At 64.5% G+C, this 25,134-nt stretch carries 22 protein-coding genes and 1 tRNA gene; 17 read left to right on the forward strand and 6 right to left on the reverse strand.

Annotation, left to right across the window (positions count from 1 at the left end; genetic code table 11):
- Positions 1 to 87: 87 nt before the first annotated feature.
- From QEG70_RS09990 to QEG70_RS10005, 4 genes are all read left to right on the forward strand, one after another.
- The gene (locus tag QEG70_RS09990) at positions 88 to 1,056 is read left to right on the forward strand and encodes a beta-ketoacyl-ACP synthase III (RefSeq protein WP_308720516.1); all 969 of its coding nucleotides are present in this window, start codon (positions 88 to 90) and stop codon (positions 1,054 to 1,056) included.
- Positions 1,057 to 1,155: 99 nt separating this feature from the next.
- On the forward strand, positions 1,156 to 1,479 hold the full coding sequence (locus QEG70_RS09995; RefSeq protein ID WP_308720517.1) for an integration host factor subunit alpha: 324 nt from the start codon (positions 1,156 to 1,158) through the stop codon (positions 1,477 to 1,479).
- Positions 1,476 to 2,216, forward strand: a complete 741-nt coding sequence (locus QEG70_RS10000; protein WP_308720518.1) for a MerR family transcriptional regulator — start codon at positions 1,476 to 1,478, stop codon at positions 2,214 to 2,216. The genes QEG70_RS09995 and QEG70_RS10000 overlap by 4 nt, the downstream gene beginning before the upstream one ends.
- A gap of 84 nt (positions 2,217 to 2,300) precedes the next feature.
- Positions 2,301 to 2,374 (forward strand) — tRNA-Pro (locus tag QEG70_RS10005).
- A gap of 92 nt (positions 2,375 to 2,466) precedes the next feature.
- On the opposite strand, the gene QEG70_RS10010 is transcribed toward QEG70_RS10005, so the two are convergent.
- The 3 genes from QEG70_RS10010 to QEG70_RS10020 form a co-directional block, all read right to left on the reverse strand.
- Positions 2,467 to 3,612, reverse strand: a complete 1,146-nt coding sequence (locus QEG70_RS10010; protein ID WP_308720519.1) for an AI-2E family transporter — start codon at positions 3,610 to 3,612, stop codon at positions 2,467 to 2,469.
- 74 nt (positions 3,613 to 3,686) lie between these two features.
- Positions 3,687 to 5,771: a S9 family peptidase gene (locus QEG70_RS10015; protein WP_308720520.1), complete on the reverse strand. Its 2,085-nt coding sequence runs from the start codon at positions 5,769 to 5,771 to the stop codon at positions 3,687 to 3,689.
- A 25-nt stretch (positions 5,772 to 5,796) separates the two neighbouring features.
- Positions 5,797 to 6,648, reverse strand: coding sequence for an NUDIX hydrolase (locus tag QEG70_RS10020; RefSeq protein ID WP_308720521.1), 852 nt, complete (start codon positions 6,646 to 6,648; stop codon positions 5,797 to 5,799).
- Between the two features lie 111 nt (positions 6,649 to 6,759).
- Between QEG70_RS10020 and QEG70_RS10025 the strand changes: the two genes are divergently transcribed.
- The 4 genes from QEG70_RS10025 (at position 6,760) to fusA (ending at position 11,742) form a co-directional block, all read left to right on the forward strand.
- On the forward strand, positions 6,760 to 8,601 hold the full coding sequence (locus QEG70_RS10025) for an ABCB family ABC transporter ATP-binding protein/permease (protein WP_308720522.1): 1,842 nt from the start codon (positions 6,760 to 6,762) through the stop codon (positions 8,599 to 8,601).
- Positions 8,602 to 8,702: 101 nt separating this feature from the next.
- Entirely contained in the window at positions 8,703 to 8,969 is a 267-nt protein-coding gene (locus QEG70_RS10030; protein WP_130730536.1) for a hypothetical protein, read from the forward strand.
- A gap of 179 nt (positions 8,970 to 9,148) precedes the next feature.
- Positions 9,149 to 9,448 carry a 50S ribosomal protein L28 gene (gene rpmB / locus QEG70_RS10035; protein ID WP_061272153.1) on the forward strand — a complete coding sequence of 100 codons (300 nt, stop codon included), beginning with the start codon at positions 9,149 to 9,151 and terminating at the stop codon, positions 9,446 to 9,448.
- A gap of 206 nt (positions 9,449 to 9,654) precedes the next feature.
- Positions 9,655 to 11,742, forward strand: coding sequence for an elongation factor G (fusA, locus tag QEG70_RS10040; RefSeq protein WP_159262305.1), 2,088 nt, complete (start codon positions 9,655 to 9,657; stop codon positions 11,740 to 11,742).
- A 189-nt stretch (positions 11,743 to 11,931) separates the two neighbouring features.
- Here fusA and QEG70_RS10045 read toward each other — a convergent pair whose 3' ends face one another.
- Both QEG70_RS10045 and QEG70_RS10050 read right to left on the reverse strand, forming a co-directional pair.
- Complete coding sequence (locus QEG70_RS10045) at positions 11,932 to 12,798, reverse strand: MBL fold metallo-hydrolase (protein WP_308720523.1); 867 nt, start codon at positions 12,796 to 12,798, stop codon at positions 11,932 to 11,934.
- Positions 12,779 to 15,583 carry a phosphoenolpyruvate carboxylase gene (locus QEG70_RS10050; RefSeq protein ID WP_308720524.1) on the reverse strand — a complete coding sequence of 935 codons (2,805 nt, stop codon included), beginning with the start codon at positions 15,581 to 15,583 and terminating at the stop codon, positions 12,779 to 12,781. Before QEG70_RS10050 ends, QEG70_RS10045 begins: the two co-directional genes overlap by 20 nt.
- A 158-nt stretch (positions 15,584 to 15,741) precedes the next feature.
- On the opposite strand from QEG70_RS10050, the gene QEG70_RS10055 reads away from it, so the two are divergent.
- The 9 genes from QEG70_RS10055 (at position 15,742) to QEG70_RS10095 (ending at position 23,748) form a co-directional block, all read left to right on the forward strand.
- Entirely contained in the window at positions 15,742 to 17,037 is a 1,296-nt protein-coding gene (locus tag QEG70_RS10055; protein WP_308720525.1) for a DUF445 domain-containing protein, read from the forward strand.
- A gap of 121 nt (positions 17,038 to 17,158) precedes the next feature.
- Entirely contained in the window at positions 17,159 to 17,620 is a 462-nt protein-coding gene (locus QEG70_RS10060) for an SUF system Fe-S cluster assembly regulator (RefSeq protein ID WP_308720526.1), read from the forward strand.
- 19 nt (positions 17,621 to 17,639) lie between these two features.
- Positions 17,640 to 19,130, forward strand: coding sequence for a Fe-S cluster assembly protein SufB (gene sufB, locus QEG70_RS10065; RefSeq protein ID WP_308720527.1), 1,491 nt, complete (start codon positions 17,640 to 17,642; stop codon positions 19,128 to 19,130).
- Between the two features lie 15 nt (positions 19,131 to 19,145).
- Positions 19,146 to 19,919 carry a Fe-S cluster assembly ATPase SufC gene (sufC, locus tag QEG70_RS10070; protein WP_061272166.1) on the forward strand — a complete coding sequence of 258 codons (774 nt, stop codon included), beginning with the start codon at positions 19,146 to 19,148 and terminating at the stop codon, positions 19,917 to 19,919.
- Positions 19,916 to 21,190: a Fe-S cluster assembly protein SufD gene (gene sufD / locus QEG70_RS10075; protein ID WP_308720528.1), complete on the forward strand. Its 1,275-nt coding sequence runs from the start codon at positions 19,916 to 19,918 to the stop codon at positions 21,188 to 21,190. The genes sufC and sufD overlap by 4 nt, the downstream gene beginning before the upstream one ends.
- Complete coding sequence (locus QEG70_RS10080) at positions 21,190 to 22,440, forward strand: aminotransferase class V-fold PLP-dependent enzyme (protein WP_308720529.1); 1,251 nt, start codon at positions 21,190 to 21,192, stop codon at positions 22,438 to 22,440. The genes sufD and QEG70_RS10080 overlap by 1 nt, the downstream gene beginning before the upstream one ends.
- Positions 22,441 to 22,449: 9 nt before the next feature.
- Entirely contained in the window at positions 22,450 to 22,878 is a 429-nt protein-coding gene (sufU, locus tag QEG70_RS10085; protein ID WP_308720590.1) for a Fe-S cluster assembly sulfur transfer protein SufU, read from the forward strand.
- Positions 22,879 to 22,885: 7 nt separating this feature from the next.
- Positions 22,886 to 23,347: an SUF system Fe-S cluster assembly protein gene (locus tag QEG70_RS10090; protein WP_374762583.1), complete on the forward strand. Its 462-nt coding sequence runs from the start codon at positions 22,886 to 22,888 to the stop codon at positions 23,345 to 23,347.
- Between the two features lie 20 nt (positions 23,348 to 23,367).
- Positions 23,368 to 23,748 (forward strand): HesB/IscA family protein, encoded by a 381-nt coding sequence (locus QEG70_RS10095; RefSeq protein ID WP_308720530.1) that lies wholly within the window; start codon positions 23,368 to 23,370, stop codon positions 23,746 to 23,748.
- Between the two features lie 106 nt (positions 23,749 to 23,854).
- On the opposite strand, the gene QEG70_RS10100 is transcribed toward QEG70_RS10095, so the two are convergent.
- A complete protein-coding gene (locus QEG70_RS10100; RefSeq protein WP_374762584.1) occupies positions 23,855 to 25,117 on the reverse strand; it encodes a class I SAM-dependent RNA methyltransferase in 1,263 nt (420 codons plus the stop codon).
- Positions 25,118 to 25,134 lie beyond the last annotated feature (17 nt).

Raw genomic sequence — 25,134 nt, forward strand, 5'->3', positions numbered from 1 at the left:
CGGCAATAACAGCCGGCGTGGGGTCAGCAGGGAGCACCTGCCTGCGCCCACCCGTGCATATGAAATGATAGTGGTGGAAAAACAGGCATGACGGCGAAACGCTCGCTTCTGTCCGGTTTTGGCGGTTACCTGCCCGAGCGGATCGTTACCAACGATGAACTGGCCACCTGGCTCGATACATCGGATGAATGGATTCGCGCCCGCACGGGAATCGCCCAGCGCCACATGGCGGGCGAGGGCGACACCGCCGTTTCCATGGCCGCACAGGCCGCCCGGCAGGCGCTGGATTATGCTGGCGCCAGACCTGATGATGTCGATGCCGTCATTGTCGCGACCAGCACGCCCGACCAGGCCTTCCCCTCCACCGCCGTGCGGGTGCAGGCCGAACTGGGCATGACCGGCGGCTTTGGCTTTGACCTTGCCGCTGCATGCTCGGGCTTCATCTATGCGCTGTCCATGGCCGATTCGCTCATCCGCAGCGGGCAGGCGCGCTCGGCGCTGGTCATTGGCAGCGAAGTCTATTCCCGCATTCTCGATAAATCGGACCGGGGCACCTATGTGCTGTTCGGCGATGGGGCAGGGGCGGTTTACCTGACCAGCACGGACGAGGCGGGGGAGGCGGGCATCCTGTCCACCCATCTCCATTCCGATGGCCGTTATGGCGACCTGCTTTTTGTTGATGGCGCGACGGGCCAGCACGACAAACCCGCCCACCTGCGCATGAACGGGCGCGAGGTGTTCCGCCATGCGGTGGGCAAGCTGTCATCCTCGGTGGATGAAGTGCTGGCCGCCAATGGCCTGACCCATGCGGATGTGAACTGGCTGGTGCCGCACCAGGCCAATCTGCGCATTATCGATGGCGTGGCCCGCAAGCTCGCCCTGCCGCCCGAGCGCGTGGTGGTGACGGTGGACCGGCATGCCAATACCTCTGCCGCCTCCATTCCGCTGGCCCTGAACGAGGCAGTGCGGGACGGGCGCATCAACAGGGGCGATCTTGTGCTGATGGAAGCGCTGGGTGGTGGCCTGACATGGGGTTCGGCGCTGGCACGGCTGTAATGTCGTTTCGGTACCACATTGAAACGGACGCGAAACAAACCGCCCGCAGCCCTGCGACATTCAATTGACGATACGCACGCGCATGCATAACGTTTACGCATGAGCACCGTCACGCGCGCCACACTGGCAGAACACATATACGATCAGGTCGGCCTGTCCCGCCATGAATCCGCCGATATTCTGGAAGATATCCTTGAGCGGATGGCACGGACCCTTGAGGCTGGCGATACCCTCAAAATAAGCGGGTTTGGCACGTTTTCTGTCCGGCAAAAGGGGCAGCGCACGGGCCGTAACCCCAAAACCGGCGTGGAAGTGCCGATTCTGCCACGCTCCGTTCTGGTGTTTCGCCCCAGTCAGTTGCTTCGTGCCCATGTCAACGGACAGTCCGCCGGGCAGACCCCGCCGGAAGGAGACGATGAATGACCACGGAGCACTCTCCAGGCAGCACGGTCGAGCCGGGCAGGGACTGCCTGCCGATCTATGAGGTCGCGCGCGAGCTTGGGCTTGCACAGCATGTCATGCGCATGTGGGAGGCCAGCTTTCCGCAGCTTCAGCCCGTGCGCGGGCCGGTAGGGCGGCGCTACTACCGCCCGCAGGACATAACCGTGCTGCGCGCGATTGCCGACCTGCTTTACGTGCGCAAGCTGTCAGTGGCGCAGGCGCAGGTCGAACTTGCCCGCGAGGTGCTTGCCGCACCCCGGTCAGAAGGCGAGGCCGTAACCACGCCCGCCGCGCCAGTCGTGCCCCAGTCCCCAATCGCCCCATCACCTGTACCGCAGCCCCCTGTGGCGCAGGATGCAGCGGAGGAAGCCGCCCCGCCCGCAACCCCCGAGACGGATGCGGTGCAGGTGACGGTAATCGAGGACGTGATGGAAACCGTGGTGGCCTGCGAAGCGCCGCTAGCAGTTGCCCCGCCTGAGCCTGAAGAAGCCCCTCCGGCGGTGGAAGCTGCTACAACCGACGCGAATGCAGCCCCGGAACCCGAAAGCGTGGCGGAGACGGCAGCACAGGCGCCTGCTGACGAGCCGGAGCAGTTGCCCCTTGAGCAGATTGTCATGATCGAACTTGAGCGCCTGCAGGCGGAAAATACGGTGCTGCGCGACAGCCTGCGCGGCGTGCTGGTCGAGTTGCAGGCCCTGCGGCAGATGGTGCCGGTCTGAGCCGGGCATTTTTTTTCGGTTTGGTTCATTACATGGGTTGCAGTCCCCCCCATCGGCTGCTACACCCTGCGCATCGCAGACAGGCGGGCAGTAGCGCAGCCTGGTAGCGCATCAGTCTGGGGGACTGGGGGTCGTGGGTTCGAATCCCGCCTGCCCGATATCCCTGTCTGCGATAAGAACACCAAGCAAGCAAGGCATCCTGAAAAGGGTGCTTTTTTTGTATCTGGCGCCCGGAAACCAGAAGCCCGGCTCAGTAGCGGGCCCGGCTCCAGTTCAGCCACAGCATGTGCAGCACCGCCATGATGGCAGGCCCCATGAACAGCCCGAGCAGGCTCCAGCTTTCAGCCCCGCCCAGTATGCCCGCCAGCACCCACAGGAAGGGGAGTTGCGTCGAGCCGCCAATCAGGGCCGGGCGCACGAGGTGGTCGGCCAGGAAGATCACGGCCAGGCCCAGCACGATGATGGCCATGGCGCCGAACAGCGCGCCGGTCTTGATGAGCAGCATGAGGGCGACGGCGCTGATGGCGATGAAGGCGCAGAACGGGATCATGGCCGCGATGGCCGTCACCACCCCGAACAGGAAGGGGTGTGGCGCACCGGCAACCAGATAGGCCACGGCCATCAGCATGCCTTCGCCAATGCCCACGAGCACCAGCCCCGATACCGAGCCATGCACCGAGGCGATCATCTGCAGGGCAATCCGCTCGCCGCGCTTGCCAAAGGCGCGGCGCGAGACGTTGAGCGACTGGCGAATGACGGAATCGCCATCCTTGAGCAGGAAAAACAGCGTGAGGATGGCAAAGGCGAACAGCAGCACCCGGTGCAGCACCTGCGAGCCAAGCTGCTGCGTGACCTTGACGCTCTGCCCGATATTCATCGTGCCAAGCAGGGCGGACACATCCGCCGGGTTCTTCAGGTGCTCGTTCCACCACGCGGTAATCGCCCCCTGGCCATAGGGCAGGTTGCTGATCCAGTCCGGCACGGGAATGCCCGAATGGCGGGCTTCGTTGAGGAAGCGCAGCATGCCTTCCGCCTCGCGCCCCGCCTCCAGCCCGAACAGTGCGAGCGGCCCGATGAAGATGAAGGCGATGGCCAGTGTAAACAGCAGCGGCAGCAGTGTTCTATGCGCCCGCCCGTTCCATCGCCGCCGCGCACGCGCGTAAAGCGGCCAGGAGGCAATGGCGAACACGCAGCCCCATATCAGCGAGGGCAGGAAGCCGCGCACCGTATAAAGCCCCAGCAGCACGAAAAACAGCGCCAGCACCGCGCGCGCGATGCGTTGCGTGCGCTGGGTCTCGCGGAATGAACGGAAGGTTCGCATCGTGGAGGGATCGACCTCGCGCCCTGTCATGGGGGCGGGAAAGCCATCCTGATCCGCGTTGTGGGGATCCGTCATTCTTGTTCCTCTGGGATATGCGGGCTCTGCTGTAAGGGGCTACTTATGCTAACGCGCCCGTGTGCGGAAAGACTTTAATCCTGCCGGGCCGGTGCGGTTTCAATCGCCCACAGGGCAAAGGCGTGAATCAGGGCGGCTTCCTTAAGGGAGTCAAAGCGCCCCGTGGCTCCCCGGTGCCCGGCCTCCATGTTGGTGCGCAGCATGATGGGACGAGGCGCGCGGTTATTGGCGCGCAGGCGGGCCACCCATTTGGCGGGCTCCCAGTAGGTCACGCGCGGGTCGGTCAGGCCGCCCATGGCCAGTATGGCGGGGTAGGCGCGCGGGGCGATCTGCTCATAGGCGGCATAGCTGGCAATCAGGTCATAGGCTGCCGCATCTTCCAGGGGGTTGCCCCATTCGGGCCATTCCGGCGGCGTCAGCGGCAGCGACGCGTCAGACATGGTGTTGAGTTCATCCACAAACGGCACCACGGCCACGATGCCCGCAAACAGGTCGGGCCGCATGTTGGCAATAGCCCCCATTACCATTCCACCAGCGGAACGTCCATCGGCCACGATGCGGCCTGCTGCCCCAAAGCCCTCGGCCACCAGGGTTTGGGCGCAGGCGATGAAATCGCTGAAGGTGTTGGGCTTGTTGCGCCCGCGCCCGCCAAGGAACCAGTTCCAGCCCTTTTCCGAGCCGCCGCGCACATGGGCGATGGCGTAGAACCAGCCGCGATCGACAAGGCTGAGCGTGCGGGTGGAAAACACCGGGTCGATGGCATGGCCATAGGCGCCGTAGCCATAGAGCAGCAGCGGGGCGGAGCCATCAATGGGCGTGTCATGGCGGCCCAGCACGGTTACCGGCACCTGCTCGCCATCGGGTGCCTGGGCCATGAGCCGCCAGCAGCGGTACTGCGCCGGGTCATGGCCCGAGGGCACTTCCTGCTGCTTGAGCAGGGTCTCGGCCCCGCTCACCATGTCGCGCGCATGCCATGTGCGCGGGGTGGTGGGGGACTGGTAGATGTAACGCAGTTCGGTGGTGTCGTATTCATACCCGCCCACCAGCGTCAGGTCATAGGCGGCCTCATCGGGCTCGAGGGCCTCAGTCGTGCCATCCACGCTGCGGATGATGATGCGCGTATTGGCATCGCGCCGCTCGCGCCAGGCCAGGTGGCCCGACCAGACCATGCACTCCGTAATGTAGCGGCCCGGCTCATGGGGCACGAGGTCGCGCCAGTTGGCGCGCGCGGGTGCCGTGTCGGGCGTGGTCATGAGCTTGAAGTCATACGCGCCATCGGCATTGGTCAGGATGATGAAATCCGTGCCCTGATGGTACAGCCCGTACATGAGGCCCGTCTCGCGCGGGCTTGCGCAGCGTGGCGCGGCCTGCGGGTCATGGCCGGGGATGAGCCAGGATTCGGAGGTATCATGATTGCCGCTGGAGATGATGATCCACCCGCCCGAGCGCGTGGTCTCCACGCCCACGAAAAAGCCGGGATCGGCTTCCTCATACACCAGCGTGTCGTGGTCCTCGCCAATGCGGCGGCGATAGACGCGGGCCGGGCGGCCATGGCTGTCGCGCCAGACCCAGAACACGAAGGCGCTGTCGGGCGAGAACACGAACGCCCCGCTACAGTTCTCGACCGGGGGCAGCGGCGCGCCGTCACCGCTCAGCCTGCGGATGTGGATGCGGTAGATTTCCGAGCCCTGCGTGTCCTCCGCATGGGCGAACAGGCTGTGGTCGGGGCTGTGGGCGGCGGCGGCCACGGCGTAATATTCGTGCCCCTTGGCTGCTTCATTCACGTCGAGCAGCACTTCCTCTGCCGTGGGCGTGGCGGTGGGGTAGCGTTTATAGACCGGGTACTGCGCGCCTGCGGTGTAGCTGGTCTGGTAGCTGTAGGGGCCATGCGGGGTGGGCGGATAGGTATCATCCGCCTGCATGCGGCCCTTCATCTCGGCCACCAGCGTGGCCTGCAATGCATCCGTGCCGGACAGGACGGACTGCGTATAGGCATTTTCCGCCCGCAGGTGCTCGGCAATGTCAGGGCGTAGCAGCGTGGGGTCGCGCAGCACCTCCTGCCAGTTATCATCCTTCATCCACGCATATTCATCGTGCCGGGTGCGGCCAAGCTGCGTAATCGTGTGGGGGATCTGGCGGGCAATGGGGGGCGTGGTCATCGCATGGTCCTCGGGGTGCAGGGGGTCAGGCGGGGCGGGGCGCGTGCCAGCCGGTCAGACCTTCGCGCAGGCGCTGGCCTTCGGGGCTGGTGGCGTCAATCAGGCCCGTGCGCAGGAACAGGTCGATCAGCACGAGGTTGACGTTGAACTTGAACGCATCCGTGTCACGCACCAGCGTATAGGCTTCCTCGATCGGGATCAGGCGGAATTCCTCCACCTCCCCATCGGCGGGGGTGGGCACGAAGTCGGGCGGCAGTTCGAGTTCAAAGCAGTGCAGCACGTCGCGGCGCAGCCCCTCGGGCCGGTCGAGCGCGTAGCGGATATCGGCGGTGGGGCGGGCGCGCCGCACCAGTTCGGCGGGCAGGCTGGCTTCCTCCGCCGCTTCCTTGAACAGGGCTTCGGCCGCCGTATGGCCCGCCGGTATGCCACCCGCCACGAGGTGGTCGAGCTTGCCGGGATCGAGCCGCTTGGTCATGGAGCGCCGCGCGATCCACAGATGCAGGCCGTGGGGCAGGCGCACGAGGCCATTGAGGTGCACGCCCGCTGCCATCAGGCCAAACAGCGGCAGCGCGCCCCGGTCGATGCGGGCCACGGGGGGCAGGGCCATGTCGGTCCAGACATCGAACAGTTCATGGTGCGAGCGGTACACGCCTGCCTGCGCCATGGCCTCGCCAATGGCTTCGAGCCGGGTGGGGTCGGGCAGGGTGACCGTGTTGCCCGCATGGGTCATGCCGTGTTCGAGCAGCACCGGCAGCAGGGCGGGCTGCACCCAGCCCGCGGGGGCGGTGCCCAGCCGGAACTCCAGCCGCCCGCCGGGCAGCACCGCCGTGTTGCAGGCGGCGATATGACGAAAGAAACCTTCAAGGCTGCGTGACATGTTTCATCCCTGTCCTTCGGGTTGAGGGTGGCATAACGGCTGCCCCCCGGCCTGACAATGCCGGCCTGCGCCGCGCCGGGGTGGGAATATGGGTTGCAAAACAGGCAGGGTATGCCCCATGCGGGTGCTATGGCTGTTTCTTCCCCGGCCCGGCCCGACAGGCCGGAGCGCTCCGCCGCCGCCACCCTGCGCGGCCTGTTACCCTATCTGTGGCCCCGCCATGACCCGCGCACCCGCCTGCGCGTAGTGGGGGTGTGCATGCTGCTGGTTGCGGCCAAGGTGGCCACCATTGGCGTGCCCTATGCCTATAGCCGCGTGATTGATGCGCTCCAGCCGCATGCGGGGAGCGTTGCCATGATGCCGCTCCTGCTGATCGTGGGCTATGGCCTGCTGCGCATGGCCGCCGCCGGACTGGGCGAGTTGCGTGATGCGCTGTTCGCGCCACTGCGCTACCGCATCAGCCGGGTTGCCGCCATGCAGAGCTTTACGCACATGCACCAGCTTTCGCTGCGCTTTCACCTCAACCGCCAGTCGGGCGGGGTGACGCGGGCGATCGCGCGCGGCACGGAAGCCATCGAGACGCTGCTGCGTGTGGGCGTGTTCAACGTGGCGCCCACGCTGATCGAGGCGCTGATGGTCATCATCGTCATCTGGCGCCTGTTCGACTGGCGTTATGCCGTAGTGATGCTGGCGGCGGTGGCGGCCTATGTGGTGTTCACCATCAAGTTCACCTCATGGCGCATCGGCCTGCGCCGCCAGATGAACGAGATCAACAGCGAGGCAAGCTGGAAGGCGCTCGACAGCCTGCTCAACTACGAGACCGTCAAATATTTCGGTAACGAGGAGCACGAGCGCAAACGCTACGAGGACGCCCAGGTCCGTTACGAGCAGGCGGCCATCCGCACCCAGATCTCGCTCAACGGGCTCAATTTCGGGCAGGCGGCGATCATTGCCGTGGCCCTGATCGCGGTCATGCTCATGGCCGGGCGCGATGTGGAGGCAGGCCGCATGACGGTGGGGCACTTCGTGCTGGTCAACACCTACCTCATGCAACTTTACCTGCCGCTCAACTTCCTGGGCAGCGTGTATACCTCGCTGCGCAATTCACTTGTCGACCTTGAGCACATGTTCGGCCTGATGGATGAACGCGCCGACATTACCGATTCCGTCCGAGCCTTAAGCCTGCCCGCACGGCTGGACGAGGCACCGGCCGCCGATATCCGCTTCGAGGACGTGCATTTCAGCTACCGCCCCGACCGCGAGATTTTGCGTGGCATCAGCTTTCATGTGCCGGCAGGCCACCGGGTGGCCATCGTGGGGCCGACAGGGGCGGGCAAGTCCACCATCAGCCGCCTGCTGTTCCGCTTTTACGATGTCACGGCAGGCCGCATCGTGGTCGATGGTCACGACATACGCGACTACACGCAGGCCGCCCTGCGCGGGGCCATTGGCGTGGTGCCGCAGGATACCATCCTGTTCAACGACACCATCGGCTACAACATCGCCTATGGCAGGCTTGGCGCCACGCAGGCGGAGGTGGAACAGGCGGCAAGGCTTGCCTGCATCCATGACTTCATCATGAGCCTGCCCGAAGGCTACGCAACAAGGGTGGGCGAGCGGGGACTCAAGCTCTCGGGTGGCGAGAAGCAGCGCGTGGCCATTGCGCGCACCATCCTCAAGAACCCGCGCGTGCTGCTGCTTGACGAGGCGACGAGTGCGCTCGACACCGGCACCGAGCACGAAATCCAGACCGCGCTGCGGGCTGTGGCCGCCAACCGCACCACGCTCATCATCGCCCACCGGCTCTCCACCATCGTGGACGTGGATGAAATCCTTGTGATGGGTCACGGCCAGATCCTCGAGCGCGGCACGCATCGCGCCCTGCTTGAGCGCGGCAGCCTGTACGCGGGCATGTGGGCCGCCCAGGCGGAGGAGGATGCCGAGCGTGGGTGAGGCCGCTCACGCGGGCTTGTGACCCCTTTCATGCCCGCCCCGCACTGGTCAGGGGCGGCAAGGCGGTACATATCAGGGATAACGCGAAAAGGAGCCGTGACATGACGGACAAGACCAACACGCCGCCCGAAGGCGACGCCATCCCCCCCGAACTGAGCCATTGCGGCGCGGTGGTGGACAAGGCCATCGAATACATGCTGGGCGAGAACCTGCCGCCCATGGCCATTGCCTCCGCCCTGCTGGGGGGCTCGCTGGGCCTGCTGTCGCGCACCATGGGGCGCGAGGCGATGCAGGGCCTGCTTGAAAACGCGCTGCACAGCGTGCAGGCGGGTGAACTGCACCCCGACCATGAAGGCGGGGCAGCCTGAACAAAGGGCCGCGAAAGGGCCAGAACGGGGTCGTTTGCGCCCTTTCGCATACAAAATATGCCGAATCATGCTTATGCGTCTTGACGGATGGCGGTGGTTTGGCGATAAGCCGCGCCTAATCTAGACGATCCTTGCCGGGCATTTATGCCTCGGCCAAAGTTATATCCGAGGATGATAAAATGTCTCGCCGCTGCCAGATCACAGGCAAGGGCGTGCTGACGGGCAACAACGTCAGCCACGCCAACAACAAGTCCCGCCGCCGTTTCCTGCCCAACCTGCAGGAAACCTCGCTGCTGTCCGATATTCTCGGCACGGCCGTTCCCCTGCGCATGACCACCAACGGGCTGCGCACGGTCGAGCACAATGGCGGGCTGGACTCGTTCCTGCTGTCCACCCCGAACCGCAAGCTGACGCCGGAAGCCATGACGGTGAAGCGCCGCATCCTGCGCGTTCAGGAAAAGAAGGCCGCCGTGGCCTGACATGCCTCACGCCGCCTGCCCGCAAACGCGGACAGGCGGTCTGGTGTTGTCAAAAAGCCTGACTGAAGTCTGGCGCATTGTTCCGCTATGCCGGTCTGCGTCGTCCAGGTTGAAAAAGACTGAGGGCGGAAGCAGCTTACGGTTCTGGCAGGCGCGAAAGGGAACGGTTTCCCTTCGCGCCCGTGTTGTCTTGTGGAGGTTCCCCCGTGTCCGCCAAGTCTGATCTGTCCCTGATTCGCAATATCGGTATTACCGCGCACATCGATGCCGGCAAGACCACCACCACCGAGCGTATCCTGTACTACACCGGTGTGTCCCATAAGATCGGTGAGGTGCACGAAGGCAACACCACCACCGACTACATGGCGCAGGAGCGTGAGCGTGGCATCACGATCACCTCAGCTGCCGTGACGTGTGAGTGGGAAGGCCACCGCATCAACATCATCGACACCCCGGGCCACATTGACTTCAACATCGAAGTCAACCGCTCGCTGCGCGTGCTCGATGGCGCGATCTTCATCATCGAAGGCGTTGCCGGCGTGCAGCCGCAGTCCGAGACCAACTGGCGTCTGGCTGACCGCTACAACGTGCCGCGCATCATCTTCATCAACAAGCTCGACCGCACGGGTGCGAACTTCTACAACGCGTTCGACACGCTGAAGGAAAAGCTCGACATCGTGGCGATTCCGCTGCAGCTGCCCATCGGCGCGGAAGAGAACTTCGTTGGCGTGGTCGACCTGATCGAGATGCGCGCCATCGTGTGGGAAGGCGGCGAGCTCGGCGCGAAGTTCCACTACGAGGAAATCCCCGCTGACCTGAAGGAAAAGGCCGAAGAGGCCCGCCAGAACCTGCTCGACACCGCGCTGTCCGTCGATGACGCCGCGATGGAAGAATACTTCGACAAGGGCGACGTGGACGTTGCAACGCTCAAGCGCTGCATCAAGAAGGGCACCATCGCCGGTGACTTCCGCCCCGTGCTGTGCGGCACCGCCTTCAAGAACAAGGGCGTGCAGCCCCTGCTCGACGCCGTGATCGACTTCCTGCCCGCGCCGAACGACGTGGAAGGCATCCGCATCGCCCCGCCGGAAGACGAGGAAGTTGACGAGAACAAGCTGCCGATCATCCCGGTTGACCCCGATGGCAAGTTTGCTGGCCTCGCCTTCAAGATCATCAACGACAAATACGGCACGCTGACCTTCGTGCGTGTTTACCGTGGCGTGCTCAAGACCGGCGATACGGTGCTGAACACGACCAAGGGCCACAAGGAGCGTATCGGCCGCATCTACCAGATGCATGCCGACAAGCGCGAGGAACTGTCTGAAGTGCACGCGGGCGACATTGCCGCCTTCGTGGGCCTCAAGGACAGCCAGACCGGTGACACGCTTGCCGACCCGACCGACCCCGTCGTGCTCGAGCGCATGACCTTCCCGATCCCGGTCATCGACATCTCGGTCGAGCCGAAGACGAAGGACGGCGTGGAAAAGATGACGCTGGCGCTGCAGAAGCTGTCTGGCGAAGATCCCTCCCTGCGCCTGAAGACCGACCAGGAAACCGGCCAGACCATCCTGTCCGGCATGGGCGAGCTGCATCTCGACATCATCATCGACCGCCTGCGCCGCGAATATGGCGTGGACGCGAACATCGGCGCGCCGCAGGTGGCGTATCGTGAAACGATCACCAAGCCGCACACCGAGACCTACACCCACAAGAAGCAGTCGGGTGGTTCGGGCCAGTTCGCGGAAGTGAAGATCGAGTTCGCGCCGGTCGAGCGTAACGAAGGCATCTCCTTCGAGAACAAGGTCGTTGGCGGCACGGTGCCCAAGGAATACATCCCGGCGGTGGACAAGGGCATCCAGGCCCAGGCCACGACCGGCGTGCTCGCGGGCTTCCCCACGGTGGACTTCAAGTTCACGCTGCTCGACGGTAAGTACCATGATGTCGACTCCTCGGCGCTGGCGTTCGAAATCGCGGCAAAGGCCTGCTTCCGTGAAGGCATGAAGAAGGCCGGTCCGGTCATTCTCGAGCCGATCATGGACGTGGAAGTGACCACGCCCAACGATCACGTGGGCGACGTGGTGGGTGACCTGAACCGTCGCCGTGGCATGATCCAGAGCCAGGAAACCGCAGGGTCCACCGTTATGGTCCGCGCTTCCGTGCCGCTGAAGGAAATGTTCGGCTACATCTCGCACCTGCGCTCCATGACCAAGGGCCGTGCGTCCTTCACCATGCAGTTCCACCACTACGATCCGGTGCCCCGCAACGTTGCGGAAGAGATCATGGCGCAGTCCGCCTGATCCTTCTCGAAAGAGAGCATCAAGAAGAAACCGGCTCCCGAAAGGGGCCGGTTTTTTTTGTATCGGGCAGCGGCCCACGCAAACTGCCCCCCAACAGGCAGAAGGCTTTGGTGAAGCCTTTTTCGAAAAGCTTAAAAAAACGCCACCTGTTTGAAAAACGGTGGCGTCTGGAAGTTTTATGGCTGTCTGTCAGGCAATTGTCTTTGCCCATTGGTCGCCGTGCAACTGGACCTTCCCGTCTTCGAGCAGCTTTTCAAGGTGTGCGTGCAGGTTCAGCCGTGCCGCGCGGCGCAGTCCGGGGCGCAGGTTGTGGTACAGGCTGTCCACAATTTCATCAAGCGTGCTCGGGCGCGTCGGCAATAGCGCCATGATGCTGTCCTCGCGCGCCACGCGGTGCGCGACCAGCCCGTCAATGCAGGCTTCCACCCGGGTTATGGCGGGGCCATGCGCAGGCAGCAGCAGGCGGGCGTTGCGGGTGCGTACATAGTCCATGCTGCGCAGGAACTGCCGCACCGAGCCATAGGGCGCGGGCGGGATCATGGTGGTGGACCAGCCCATGATATGGTCGCCGGTAAAGATGATGCCATCCGCCGTTTCAAGGCAGATATGGTCGCTGGCGTGGCCCGGTGTGTACAGCACGCGCAGGCCCGCAAGCCGGTCGCCATCGCGCAGGCCGATATCGGGCGTGAAGTCCGGGTCTTCGCTGGCATGGAATCCGCACACAGGAATGCCCAGGCGCTGCCCGAGCGGGCGGGCGCCATCAAGGTGGTCATGATGGGTATGGGTCAGGATGATGTGGGTCAGGGGCCGCTTGCCCGCCGCCGCCACGAGGGCATCGAGATGTGCGGGCGTGGCGCTGCCGGGGTCGATCACCACGCAGCCACCATCATGCTCCACCAGCCAGCTATTGGTGCCATTGCCGGTCATGGGGCCGGGATTGTTCGCCACCACCCGCCTTATGGCGGGTGTATGGGGCAGCGGCACCTCATAAGGCGGTGGCGGTTCACTGACCCGCCACCCGTTGCGCGGGGCAGGGTTAGCCAAAAGCGCCAACATGGTGCATCACGCCGGTGCTGATTTCGCGCACCATCTGGAACAGGCGCTGCATCGGCTCGAACACTTCGGTGTATTCGCGGCTGTAGGTGCCTTCCTGCCGGGGGCCATGCGGCTCGTGGAAATCAAGGTCGAAGCTGCCATCGGAGCGGTAGGGGAATATCTGCTCCAGTTCCTTGAGCACGGCGGGCACTTCAAGGCACAGCACCTTCAGCGTCATCATATCGCGCGAGAAGGCATGCCGGGGCGAGAAGTAGGGCACGCGGGTGGAAAGCATCCAGATCTGTTCGATCAGCGCGATGCGAATGGCGTGCAGCAGCAGTTCATCAGGCTGCATGCGAGGGGCTTCGGGCCAGGCGCGGCGCAGGGCGAGGTGGTCGGACTGGATGCGGCGGAACATGGCCTGTGTGCTGGCCCAGAAATCAAGCTGTTCCAGCCCGTGCATCAGGGTCAGGCAGGCCTCCTGCGCGCCCGCGTCGCGCTGGGCGGTGGCGCGTTCAAGCCACATGTCGGGGTCAAGCAGGCGGATCACGCCGCGCAGTACCCCGTGGTCGGAATGGGCCAGGCCGTGGGCTGCGAAATCCATCGCGCGGCGAAAGCGCGGACTCTCGGCCAGATATTTCTCGAAGGTTTCAGGGTGGCGGGCCGCCGCCGTGCCCAGCCCCTGCAACGTGTTTGCGCACCACGCAAGCTGCTGCAGGATGGCGTTGTTGGGAATGGCGCGGAGCTGGCTGGAGTGCTTGATGCGCGTGACCGTGGAGGCGGCATCGCTCTGCCGCGCCGAGGGGCGCGAGCCGGTCTTGTCGATCAGCGAGGGGCCAAACGCGCCAAGCAGGGCGGCATAGCCGGGGTCTTCCACCAGCCCGGTCATGCCATTGGCGATGGTGGAGAAGAAATCGGCCGAGAAATCCGGCTCGTCATAAACCGGGTCGCGGTCGAGCACGCTGGTGGCGAAGGCGTGCTCGGCAATGATGCTGACCGTGGCATCGGCCAGGGTCTGGGTGCCGAACAACAGGTAGCCATCCCCGCCCTGGAAGGCGGTTTCTTCACGCAGTTGGATGCCTGCGCGGGTGTAGCGGGCGCGGGCATGCGGCGGGGAGAGGTAGTCAAAGCGGTCGGCCAGCCGGTAGGGGTGGGCACCGCGGCCAATGCTCTCGCCATGCGTGTCGAACAGGATCACCTCGACAAAGGCGAGATCCCACTTGCGCAGAAGGTCACAGACCTTGATGCGCAGCCGCTCGATCAGGTAGGTCGCGGCCAGTTGCCCCACATACCGCCCGGAATCGGAGAAGCCGAACTGCAGGCTCAGCTTGCGCGTGCGCTGCAGGTAGGCGCGCCAGTGCGGCGAGCGCAGGGCCTCCTCGATGATCTGCTCGCCATTTTCCAGCGCGTCCTGCGTCTCGAACAGGGGCGAGATCTCGATCATGTCCTCCACGCCATACAGCCGCGCCAGCCACAGCGCGGTGAGCAGGGTGTAGCCGGTCTCGGTCTCGGCAATGAGGAAGCGGATGGGGCTGGTGCGGTCGATATGGCGCAGGATCTGGCGCACGGTCATCATCAGCCGGCCCGCGCTGGCCTGCTCCATCAGCAGCGAGCCGAAATCGATCTCGACCGGCTCCACCGTGTCCAGCGCCTCGTTCATGCGGCTGATCAGCGCGCGGCGCTGGGCGGGAATGTCGGGGTTGTCGGTAATGTTCAGGCGCTGGCGGGCAATGTTGTGCAACTGTGTCGCGTTGAGGCGCGTATGCGTGTGCGCGGCGGAAAGCCCGTGCGCCATGAAGCCCGCCCGGGCCACCACCAGCGCCATCTTGTCCTCGGGCGTGGCGGCGTCGATGGCCTCGCTGAAGGTCGCGCCCAGGTCGTTGCTGCTGGTCAGGGCCTCCGTGCTGCGGTTGATCAGCACATCGGCAAAGCGCGATACGCCTTCAGGCTCGGGGCCGGTGGGGCAGGCGGCGATCTGGGCGGCCACGGCCTCAAGGGCGGTGGCCACGCGGGCGGGCAGGTCATTGGCGCAGGAGGTGATGGGCTCAAGCTGGGCCTGCAGGCGGCTCAGTTGCAGCTGCTTCATGCGCAGGCGCAGGCGCAGCGTGTCCCACCAGCCAATATCGGTGCGGCCATCGGTGTCGTAGCCCACCCAACTGGTCATGATGATGGGGCGCGGCACCAGAGTGGACCATTGCTGCGGCCAGTGGGTGCGCGCCTCTGTCAGCAGGGCCGTGTTGAGCCGGTCAAGCGCGTTGCGCCCGCGCAGTATGGCCTGGGTGGCGAGGGTAAACTCCTCATCGAGCGTGGGCGGCCCCACGCGGCGGTGCGTGAGGAAGGCGGGAACGTGTTCCGGGGCCTCGGCGGGGTTGGTCGAGGCCAGCGCGGCCAGCGCCTCATAGACCGGGTTGGCCAGCGCGAAGGTGGGGTGCGCAGTAAACACGGCGGCAAAGCGGCTGCGCTCGATGGCGGCGCGGAAACGCGCGATGGGCACCGGGCTGTCGGTGGGGTCGGGCTGCACGATGTGGCGGGCGACGGTGTGCATGCGCGCTGTCACGGCCTGTTCATCCGGCCCGTCGAGATAGGTGGCGATATGGCGGGCGCGACCGGCGAAGGCGCGGTCGCGCAGCAGGCGCACGATGTCTTCCAGCGCGTCCATCGGCAGGGCGCCGCTGGCCATCTGCCGGCCAATCTGGCGGGCAAGCGCCATGACGGGACTGCCCGATGCGGTCTCATCGTGGCTTGCGATCAGTTGCGTGGCCTGCGCGAGCAGGTTGGACACATTCCGCGCGGCGGCTTCGGTCATCGGGTCGTCCTGTCATGAAAGGTCGTCATGGTTCTTCTCCCCCAAATCCCATGTTCGGCGGCGGGCTGCAATGTCCCGCATGGCTTATTCATGTCTATTTGAGGCGTTATATCGAGTGTTGCTTGGGCTGGGGCAGAGACAATGGTATCAGTGGCTTCATGAATGGTATTCCACAAACGGACCATGACGCGCGGCGTATCCTGCTGCGCCACAAGCGGTCCGCAACCGGCCTGCTGGCCGCCATGGCGGGGCTGACGGTGGCAGGCTACGCCCTGCCACAGATGGGCTGGCTGGCCGAGCGCCCCTGGCTCGAGATACTGCGCTCGGGCACCAAGGCGGGCGTGGTGGGTGGCCTTGCGGACTGGTTTGCCGTGACCGCCCTGTTCCGCAGGCCGATGGGGCTGCCGATTCCGCACACCGCCATCCTGCCTGCCCAGAAGGAGCGGCTGGCGCAGGCGCTCGGACGTTTCGTCTCGAACAACGTGTTTACGGAAAAGGAAGTGGGTGCCGCCTTCAGCCGCATCGACCTGCCGTCGCTCATTGGCAATATCCTGCAGGAGCCGGAAACGGCGGAGATGGTCAACCGCGCCGTGCTCGGCTCCGTGCCCCACGTGCTCGACCGGCTGGAGGATGGCCGGGCGAGTTCCGCCATAGCCAGCCTGCTGCCCACCCTGCTGGGCGGCGAGGAGATCGCCCCCATCGTGACCCGCAGCCTGCGCGCGATGGTGGAGGGCGACTGCCATCAGGAGGTGCTGTCCTTCCTGCTTGCAAGGCTCAAGGAAGGGATCAAGGCCAAGGAACCCGCCCTGCGCATGATGATCGAGGACCGCGTGCGCGAGCAGGGCGGCCGCGTGCTGGGCTGGGCCATTGGCGGCTCGATCGCCACCAAGGTGCTGCTGGCCGCGAGCCAGGAACTCGACCGCATCGACCCGCAGAACTCCGAGCTGCGTGAAGGCTTTACCACCTGGGTGCGCACCGAGATCGACCGGATCGAACTCGACCCCGTGCGGCGCGGTGAGATTACGGATGCCGTGAGGGGCGTGCTGACGCATGACAGCGTGCGCGGCTGGAGCAGCGATGTGTGGCACCGCCTGCGTGGCGTGATTGAGGAGGACATGCGCAAGGGCGAGACCAGTTGGGTGGCAACGCTGGTGCGCGACGCCCTGCAGCGCCTGGCCGACCAGATGTACAATGATGCCGCCATGCGCAAGCGCGTGGAAGACGCCGCGCGCAACATGATCGTGAGCAGCCTGCCCTTCCTGCGGGATCGCATGTCGCGTTTTATTTACTCGGTCGTAAACGGCTGGGATGCCGAAAGCCTGAGTGACCGGCTGGAACTGCGCGTGGGCAAGGATCTACAGTATATCCGCCTTAACGGCACGCTGGTCGGTTTTCTGGCGGGGTGTGGCCTGTCCGTGTTATTGCAGCTGATATTCGGAACCGGGATCGGTTAGGGCATCGCCGCTTTACGATTGGACTTGACGGCGCCCGGCTGGTAGCCCATCTGAAACTTCAGGAAACAGTACTGTTCTGGTCCAATTATGGATGCAGGCTCAGGACGTACGGGAGAGCGGAATGCTGAAACTGTCGAAACTGACCGATTACGCCGTGGTGGCTCTGGTCCGGCTGGGGCAGAAAAGCGAGGTCACCACCTCGCCTGTCCTGTCGCGTTCGACCGGCATTCCCGAACCCACGGTGGCGAAGGTGCTCAAGATTCTGGCGACCCAGGGCATCGTGACCTCGCAACGCGGCGCGCGCGGCGGCTACAGGCTGGCCCAGCCACTTGAGGAGATTTCGATCGCGGCCGTGATCCAGGCCATTGATGGCCCCATATCGCTCACCACCTGCGTTGATGGCGGCGATTGCGACGCGCGCGCCACCTGCGGGCTGGGCGGGCAGTGGGATATGGTCAATGCCGCCATCCGCCATGCGCTTTCAGCCATTACGCTGGCCGATATGAAGAACCATACAGTAACCGACAGACTGGGCGGCCTGCACGTGCCGCCCGTGCCCGACAGGCCCGAGGCCACGGCCTGATACAGGGGAGGAAAGACACATGCCGGCAGTAGCCGAAACCCGCAAGACGGTCGAAACCCTGGGCCAGAACACCTATAAATGGGGGTTCGAGACCGATATCGAGATGGATATCGCCCCCAAGGGCCTGAACGAGGACACGATCCGCCTCATCTCCAGCCGCAAGAACGAGCCGGAATGGCTGCTGGAATGGCGGCTGAAGGCTTACCGGTCGTGGCTGGAAATGCGCGAGCCGACCTGGGCCAAGGTCCATTATCCGCCCATCGACTATCAGGACGTGCATTACTACGCCGCCCCCCGCAAGAAGCCGGGCCCCAAGTCGCTTGAGGAAGTCGATCCCGAGCTGCTGCGCACTTACGAGAAGCTGGGTATCCCGCTGCACGAGCAGGCGATGCTGGCTGGCGTGGAGCTGCCCGAGGGCGAGGAAGCCCGCCCGCCGGTAGCAGTCGATGCGGTGTTTGACAGCGTGTCCGTCGCCACCACCTTCCGCAAGACCTTGCAGGAAGCGGGCGTGATCTTCTGCCCGATTTCGGAGGCGGTGCAGGAGCACCCCGAACTCGTGCGCAAATATCTCGGCTCGGTCGTGCCGGTGACGGATAATTTCTACGCCGCGCTGAACGCCGCCGTGTTTACCGATGGCTCCTTCGTGTTCGTGCCCAAGGGCGTGCGCTGCCCGATGGAACTCTCGACCTATTTCCGCATCAATGCCCGCAACACCGGGCAGTTCGAGCGCACGCTGATCATTGTGGAGGACGGAGCTTCCGTCTCCTACCTTGAAGGCTGCACCGCGCCGATGCGTGACGAGAACCAGCTCCATGCCGCCGTGGTCGAACTCGTGGCGATGGAAGATGCCTCGATCAAGTATTCCACCGTGCAGAACTGGTACCCCGGTGATGAGAACGGCAAGGGCGGCATCTACAACTTCGTGACCAAGCGCGGGGCGTGCCGGGGCGCGCGCTCCAAGATTTCATGGACGCAGGTTGAAACCGGTTCTGCCATTACGTGGAAGTATCCGTCATGCATCCTGCAGGGCGAGGGCTCGGTGGGCGAGTTCTACTCGGTGGCGGTGACCAACAACCATCAGCAGGCCGATACCGGCACCAAGATGATCCATATCGGGCGCAATACGCGCTCGACCATCATCGCCAAGACCATCAGCGCGGGCCAGTCGGACAGCACCTATCGCGGGCTGGTGCGGATGATGCCCAAGGCCTCGGGTAGCCGCAACTTCACCCAGTGCGACAGCCTGCTGATCGGTGACCGGTGCGGGGCGCATACCGTGCCCTATATCGAGAACCGCAACATGTCCGCGCGCGTGGAGCATGAGGCGACAACCTCCAAGATATCGGAAGACCAGCTCTTCTACTGCCGCCAGCGCGGCCTGTCGGAAGAAGATGCGGTGGGACTGATCGTCAACGGGTTCTGCAAGGACGTTCTGAAGGAACTGCCGATGGAATTCGCCGTGGAAGCCCAGAAGCTTCTGCAGATCAGCCTAGAAGGCAGCGTGGGCTAACAGGGATTCAAAGACGTGAGCAAGCAATTCGTAAGCATCAATGGCCTGTGCGCCCGCATCGATGATGGGGAAGCCCACAAGGAAATCCTGCGCGGGGTCGATCTCGAGATTCCGGCAGGCGAGGTCCATGCCATCATGGGGCCGAATGGCTCGGGCAAGTCCACCCTGTCCTACGTGCTGGCCGGGCGCGAGGATTATGAGGTGACGGGCGGCTCGGCCACCTTCAAGGGGCAGGACCTCCTCGCACTCGAGCCCGAAGAGCGTGCGGCCCTTGGCCTGTTCCTTGCGTTCCAGACGCCGGTGGAACTGCCGGGTGTCAACAACGCCAACTTCCTGCGCACCGCCGTCAACGCCGTGCGCCGCGCGCGCGGCATGGACGAGCTTGATGCCGTGGCCTTCCTCAAGGCCGTGCGCAAGGAGACCAAGCATCTGTCCATGTCTGACGAGATGCTCAAGCGCAACGTGAATGTCGGCTTTTCAGGTGGTGAGAAGAAGCGCAACGAGGTGCTGCAGATGCGCATGCTCCAGCCATCCTTCGCCATCCTTGACGAGACCGATAGCGGGCTGGACATCGATGCCCTGCGCATCGTGGCCGAGGGTGTGAACTCGCTGCGCTCGCCCGATTTCTCGGCGCTGGTCATCACCCATCACCAGCGCCTGCTTGACTATATCGTGCCTGACCGCATTCACGTCATGGCCAAGGGGCGCATCATTCACAGCGGCGGCCCGGAACTGGCCAAGCAGCTTGAGGCGCAGGGCTACGCCCAGTTCCTCTCGGAGGCGGCGTGAACGCCATTGCACCGGTCGGGATCAGTCCCTCAGCCTTTCTCGACCGGGGTGACGTAAAGGGGCATGCCACGCGGCAAAAGGCCGCCGATTACCTGCGCACGGTGGGCCTGCCGCGCGCGGGGGTGGAGGCATGGAAATACACCTCGCTGCGCGCGCTGGCCGATGTGCCGTTTGCCGAGGCAAGGCGTGATGTCGATGCCGGCGCGGTTGATACGCTGCTGGCCGAGGTCGAGACCATCTCGGGCCTTGGGGCCGGGGCCAGTCGCGCCGTGTTCGTCAATGGCCGTTTCGATGCCGGGCGTTCGCGCCTGCCCGATGGGGTGAAGGTTGCAGCCTTTGACCCGGCGCGCGAACTGCGTGATGGAATCGACCCGGCAGGCGACGTGACTACCGCGCTCAACACCGTGCTGGCCGATGACGGGCTGGCGCTGGTCGTGCCTGCCGGGGTTGATGCGGGCTGCCTGCTGCTGGTCAGCATTGGCCTTGCTGGCGAGGATGCGCCGGTATCCTTCCACCCGCAGCACCGCATTGTGGTGGAAGAGGGCGGCAGGCTCGCCATGCTCGATGCGGCTGTGGGGCGGGGCTATTACCTGCATAACCCGCTTTATGACATCACGGTGGAAGAAGGCGGCTACCTGTCGCACGCCCGCATCCAGGCGGAGGGCAAAAAGGCGCTGCACCTTGCGGTCAGCCATGCCCGCGTTGCCAGCCGTGGCGTGTATGACAGCTTTACGCTCACGCTTGGCGCCAGCCTGTCGCGCCATGAGGTGCATGCGGGGCTGAATGCGGCGGGGGCCAGCGTGCATGTCAATGGTGCGCAGCTTCTGGCGGACCACCAGCATGGCGACCTGACCAGCGTGATCACCCACGCGGCCCCGGACTGCATTTCGCGCCAGACGGTGAAGAACGTGCTGGCCGACCATGCGCGCGGCGTGTTTCAGGGCAAGATCCATGTCGAGCGGATTGCCCAGAAGACCGATGGCTACCAGATGAACCAGGCCCTGCTGCTGTCGGACACCGCCGAGATCGACGCCAAGCCCGAACTCGAAATCTACGCCGATGACGTCAAGTGCAGCCATGGCGCTACCGTGGGCGCGCTTGATGATGACCAGCTTTTCTACCTGCGCAGCCGTGGCATCCCGAATGAGGCGGCACGATCCATCCTGATCCGTGCCTTCCTGCATGACGTGGTGGACCAGATTGATGATGCGCGGCTCAAGGACAGTCTGAACCTTGCGGTCGAAGCCTGGTGGAAGCGGGAGGTCGCCTGATGGACCAGAGCGTCATCACGCCCACGGATGCCGCAGGCAGCCTGCGTCATGTCCGCGCCGACTTCCCCATCCTGAGCCAGAAGGTGCATGGCAAGGATCTGGTGTTCCTTGACAGCGCCGCCTCGGCCCAGAAGCCCCGGCAGGTGATCGACTGCATGGCCGACACCATGCGCACCCAGTACGCCAACATCCATCGTGGCCTGTACTGGATGAGCGAGCGGACCACCGAGGCGTATGAGGCCGTGCGCGACCAGGTGGCACGCTTTCTGGGAGCCGCTGCGCGGGAAGAAATCGTCTTCACCCGCAACAGCACCGAGGCCATCAACCTCGTGGCCCATTCCTATGGCGGGCTGCTGAAGCCGGGGCAGGTGGTACTGGTGTCCGAGATGGAACACCACGCCAATCTCGTGCCATGGCAGATGCTGCGCGACCGCATGGGCATTGAACTGCGCATCATCCCCATCACCGATGACGGGGCGCTGGACATGGAAGCGCTGGAGCGCAACCTGGCCGATGGCCGGGTGGCGCTGGTGGCGATCACCCATATGTCGAACGTGCTGGGCACCATTACCGATGCCCGCGCCATTATCGACATGGCGCATGCGGCGGGGGCGAAGGTGCTGCTTGATGGCAGCCAGCTTGCCGTGCACCGCCGGGTAAACGTGCAGGAACTCGGTGCCGATTTCTATGTCGTGACCGGGCACAAGCTGTATGGCCCCACCGGCATTGGCGTGCTGTGGGCGCGGCGTGAGCTGCTGGAGGCAATGCCGCCTTTCCTTGGTGGGGGCGACATGATCTCCACCGTGTCGTTCGAGCGCTCGACCTGGGCGAATGTGCCGCATAAATTCGAGGCGGGCACGCCTGCCATCATCGAGACCATTGGATTGGGCGCGGCCCTTGCCTATATCGAGTCCATCGGGTTTGACGCGATTGGCGCCCATGAAGATGCGCTGACGGCCTATGCCCTGAAGGCGCTGGGCAATGTCAACGGGCTGAAGGTGATTGGCATGGCGCCGCAGCGCGGCGGGGTGATCTCTTTCACCATGAAGGATGTCCATCCGCATGATATCGCCACCCTGCTTGACCGTAACGGCATTGCCGTGCGGGCGGGCCATCACTGCGCCGAGCCGCTCATGCGCAGGCTGGGTGTGACGGCCACGGCGCGGGCGAGCTTCGGCATCTACACCACGCCGGAGGAAATCGACTTTCTGGCCGCAACGCTGGAACAGATTCGTGGCTTTTTTGTCTGATGGCAGATGATGGCGCAGGATGATCTGTACCGCACCGTGGTGCTGGAGCGGGCCAAGGCACCGCAGTATGCCGGGCCACTCCCTGCGGCCACGCTGAACGGGCAGGGGGCCAACCCGCTGTGTGGCGACCGGGTGCAGTTGCATGCGGTGCTGGACGGGCAGGGGCGGATCGAGGCGATCCGGCATGAAACGCGGGGCTGCGCCATCTGCGCTGCCTCCGCCGACCTCATGGCCGGGCGGGTAACGGGCCAGGACCGCGCGCATGTGGGTAGGCTGCACGCGGAACTGGTCGAGGCGGTTGAAACCGGCACGGCACCAGCGGATCTGGGTGAGCTTGCGGCCTTTGCGCCCCTGCACCAGCACCGTTCGCGCAGGCGCTGCGCCCTGCTGCCATGGTCGGCACTGATTGATATGCTCAATGATGATAAAAACGGGTGAAAGTCTCATGGACGAGAAAAATCAGGTAGAGCCTGCCATGGGCATGGCGGAAGAGACCGGACATTTTTCCCTTGAGGCCAGCGATGCGCCTGCCACGAAAGCGGCCCCCGTATCGGCCTGGACCCCGGATGGCGAGCAGCCCGCTGCCTCCCCCGGCAAGGGAGCCATGCCCGATGAGGACTCGGTGATCGAGGCGATCGCCACGGTGTATGACCCCGAAATTCCAGTCAATATTTACGAACTTGGCCTGATTTACGCCATCGATCTGCATGAGGATGGATCGGTCAAGGTCGAGATGACGCTAACGGCTCCCAACTGCCCCAGCGCGCAGGAACTGCCCGTGCAGGTGAAGGAAGCCGTGGAAAAGATCGAGACGGTAACCTCCGCCACGGTCGAGATCGTGTGGGAGCCGCCATGGGACATGTCGCGCATGAGCGAAGACGCCCGCCTTGCCCTGAACATGTTCTGAACCCTCAAGGGGACTGTGCCATGACCGAACACCAGACTGCCACGCCCGCAAAAGCCCCCGCCCGCCGCGCCCTGCCACCGCTCATGACGCTGACGGACCGGGCCGCCGCACGGCTGGAAAAACTCTACCAGACCAGGAACGCGGGCCATCTGCTGCGCATCGCGGTTTCAACCAAGGGCTGTTCGGGCCACGCCTATGACATGAGCTTTGTGGAAAAGGCTGGCCCCGGTGATGAAGTGGTGGTGGACAAGGGCGTGACCCTGCTGGTGGACCGCAAGGCCACGCTGTTCCTGATCGGCTCGGTGATGGATTACGAGGTCAAGCAGCTTGAATCCGGCTTTACCTTCACCAACCCCAATGAAAAGGGCCGCTGCGGCTGCGGGGAAAGCTTCCACGTCTAAGGTATGAAGATACGAGACAGACGTTTCTGGGTGCCGCCTTTTTTCAAAAAGGCGGCATTTTTTTTAAGCTTTTTGAAAAAAGCTTCACCAAAAACTTTTGTCTGTTCTAGCGCCGGTGATTTTTGCCCGTGCCCGGCAGCTTGAGTACGCACACGGCCTCGACCTCGGTTGACCACAGGAACTGGTCGATCACCGTCAGATGCTCCAGCCGGTAGCCCAACTGCTGCAGCGGGGCCAGGTCACGCTGCAGGGCCGCCGGGTTGCAACTGACATAAATGACATGGCGCGGCTTGCCCGCCACGATCTGTGCCATCTGCGCACCTGCGCCCGCATGGGGCGGATCAAGCACCACGGCTGCGGCCTTGGCCAGTTCAGCCGCCATGATTGGCTGGCGGTTCAGGTCACGCAGCGCGGGCAGCACGCGGGTGCCGCCACTGGCCTGCTTGAGGCAGGCGAGCGCCGCCCGGTCTCCCTCATAGGCCAGTACCTTGGCATGGGTGGCGAGCGCGAAGGACAGCGTGCCACACCCTGCATAAAGCTCGATGATGCCAGCCTTCAGCCCCTTGGTGGGGAGTGCCGCCAGCACGGCTTGCCTGATGGCATCCTCGCCAGCGCGGGCAGGCTGGAGGAAGGCACCGGGCGGCGGTGTTACGCGCACGCCATCAAAATGATGAAAGACCGGCCCGTTCAGCGCCAGTGTTTCAGGTGGCGTGCCGCCCAGCGAGATGCGCGGTATGCCATGCGCCTTGCTGAACTGGGCCAGAATGCGCCGGTCATTGGCATCCGGCCTGCCATCCATCGTAATCAGCAGGTCCGGCCCGCTATCGAGCAGGTTGATCTGCAGGTCGCCACCCGCATGCACGCCAGGCAGCGAATGCAGCATCTCGCGCAGCGGGGCGAGCAGGGCGAACAGGGTGGGGTCAAGCAGGGTGCAGGCGGTCATGTCCACCACATCACCCCGACGGCGATGCAGTCCGAGCACGATGTGCCTGCCTTCACGGCGGAAGGCCAGGTCGACGCGCCGCCGCCCCTGCGGGGCAACCTGCACGGTGGCAGGCGTGGGGATGGTATCAAAGCCCGCGCGGTGCAGTGCTTCAACTACGCGCTCGGCTTTCCATGCCAGCAGGGCAGGCAATGCCATCTGTTGCACGCGGCAGCCACCGCACTGGCCAAACAGGGCGCAGGGTGGCGTGACCCGGTCAGGGCCTGGTGTGATGATGCGCTCAAGGGCTGCGTGGGTGCCGTGGATGGCGCCGAGCACCACGTCATCCCCCGGAACGGCGCCGGGTACGAATATCCGGCCTGCCGGGGTCTCGGCTATACCATCCCCGTCATTGCCAAGCGCCACCACCCGGGTGGCGCCGGCCATGTCCTGTTCCATGCTGG

Origin of the sequence: Komagataeibacter xylinus (genome assembly GCF_031081985.1) — a bacterium.
GTDB classification, from domain to species: Bacteria; Pseudomonadota; Alphaproteobacteria; order Acetobacterales; family Acetobacteraceae; genus Komagataeibacter; species Komagataeibacter xylinus_E.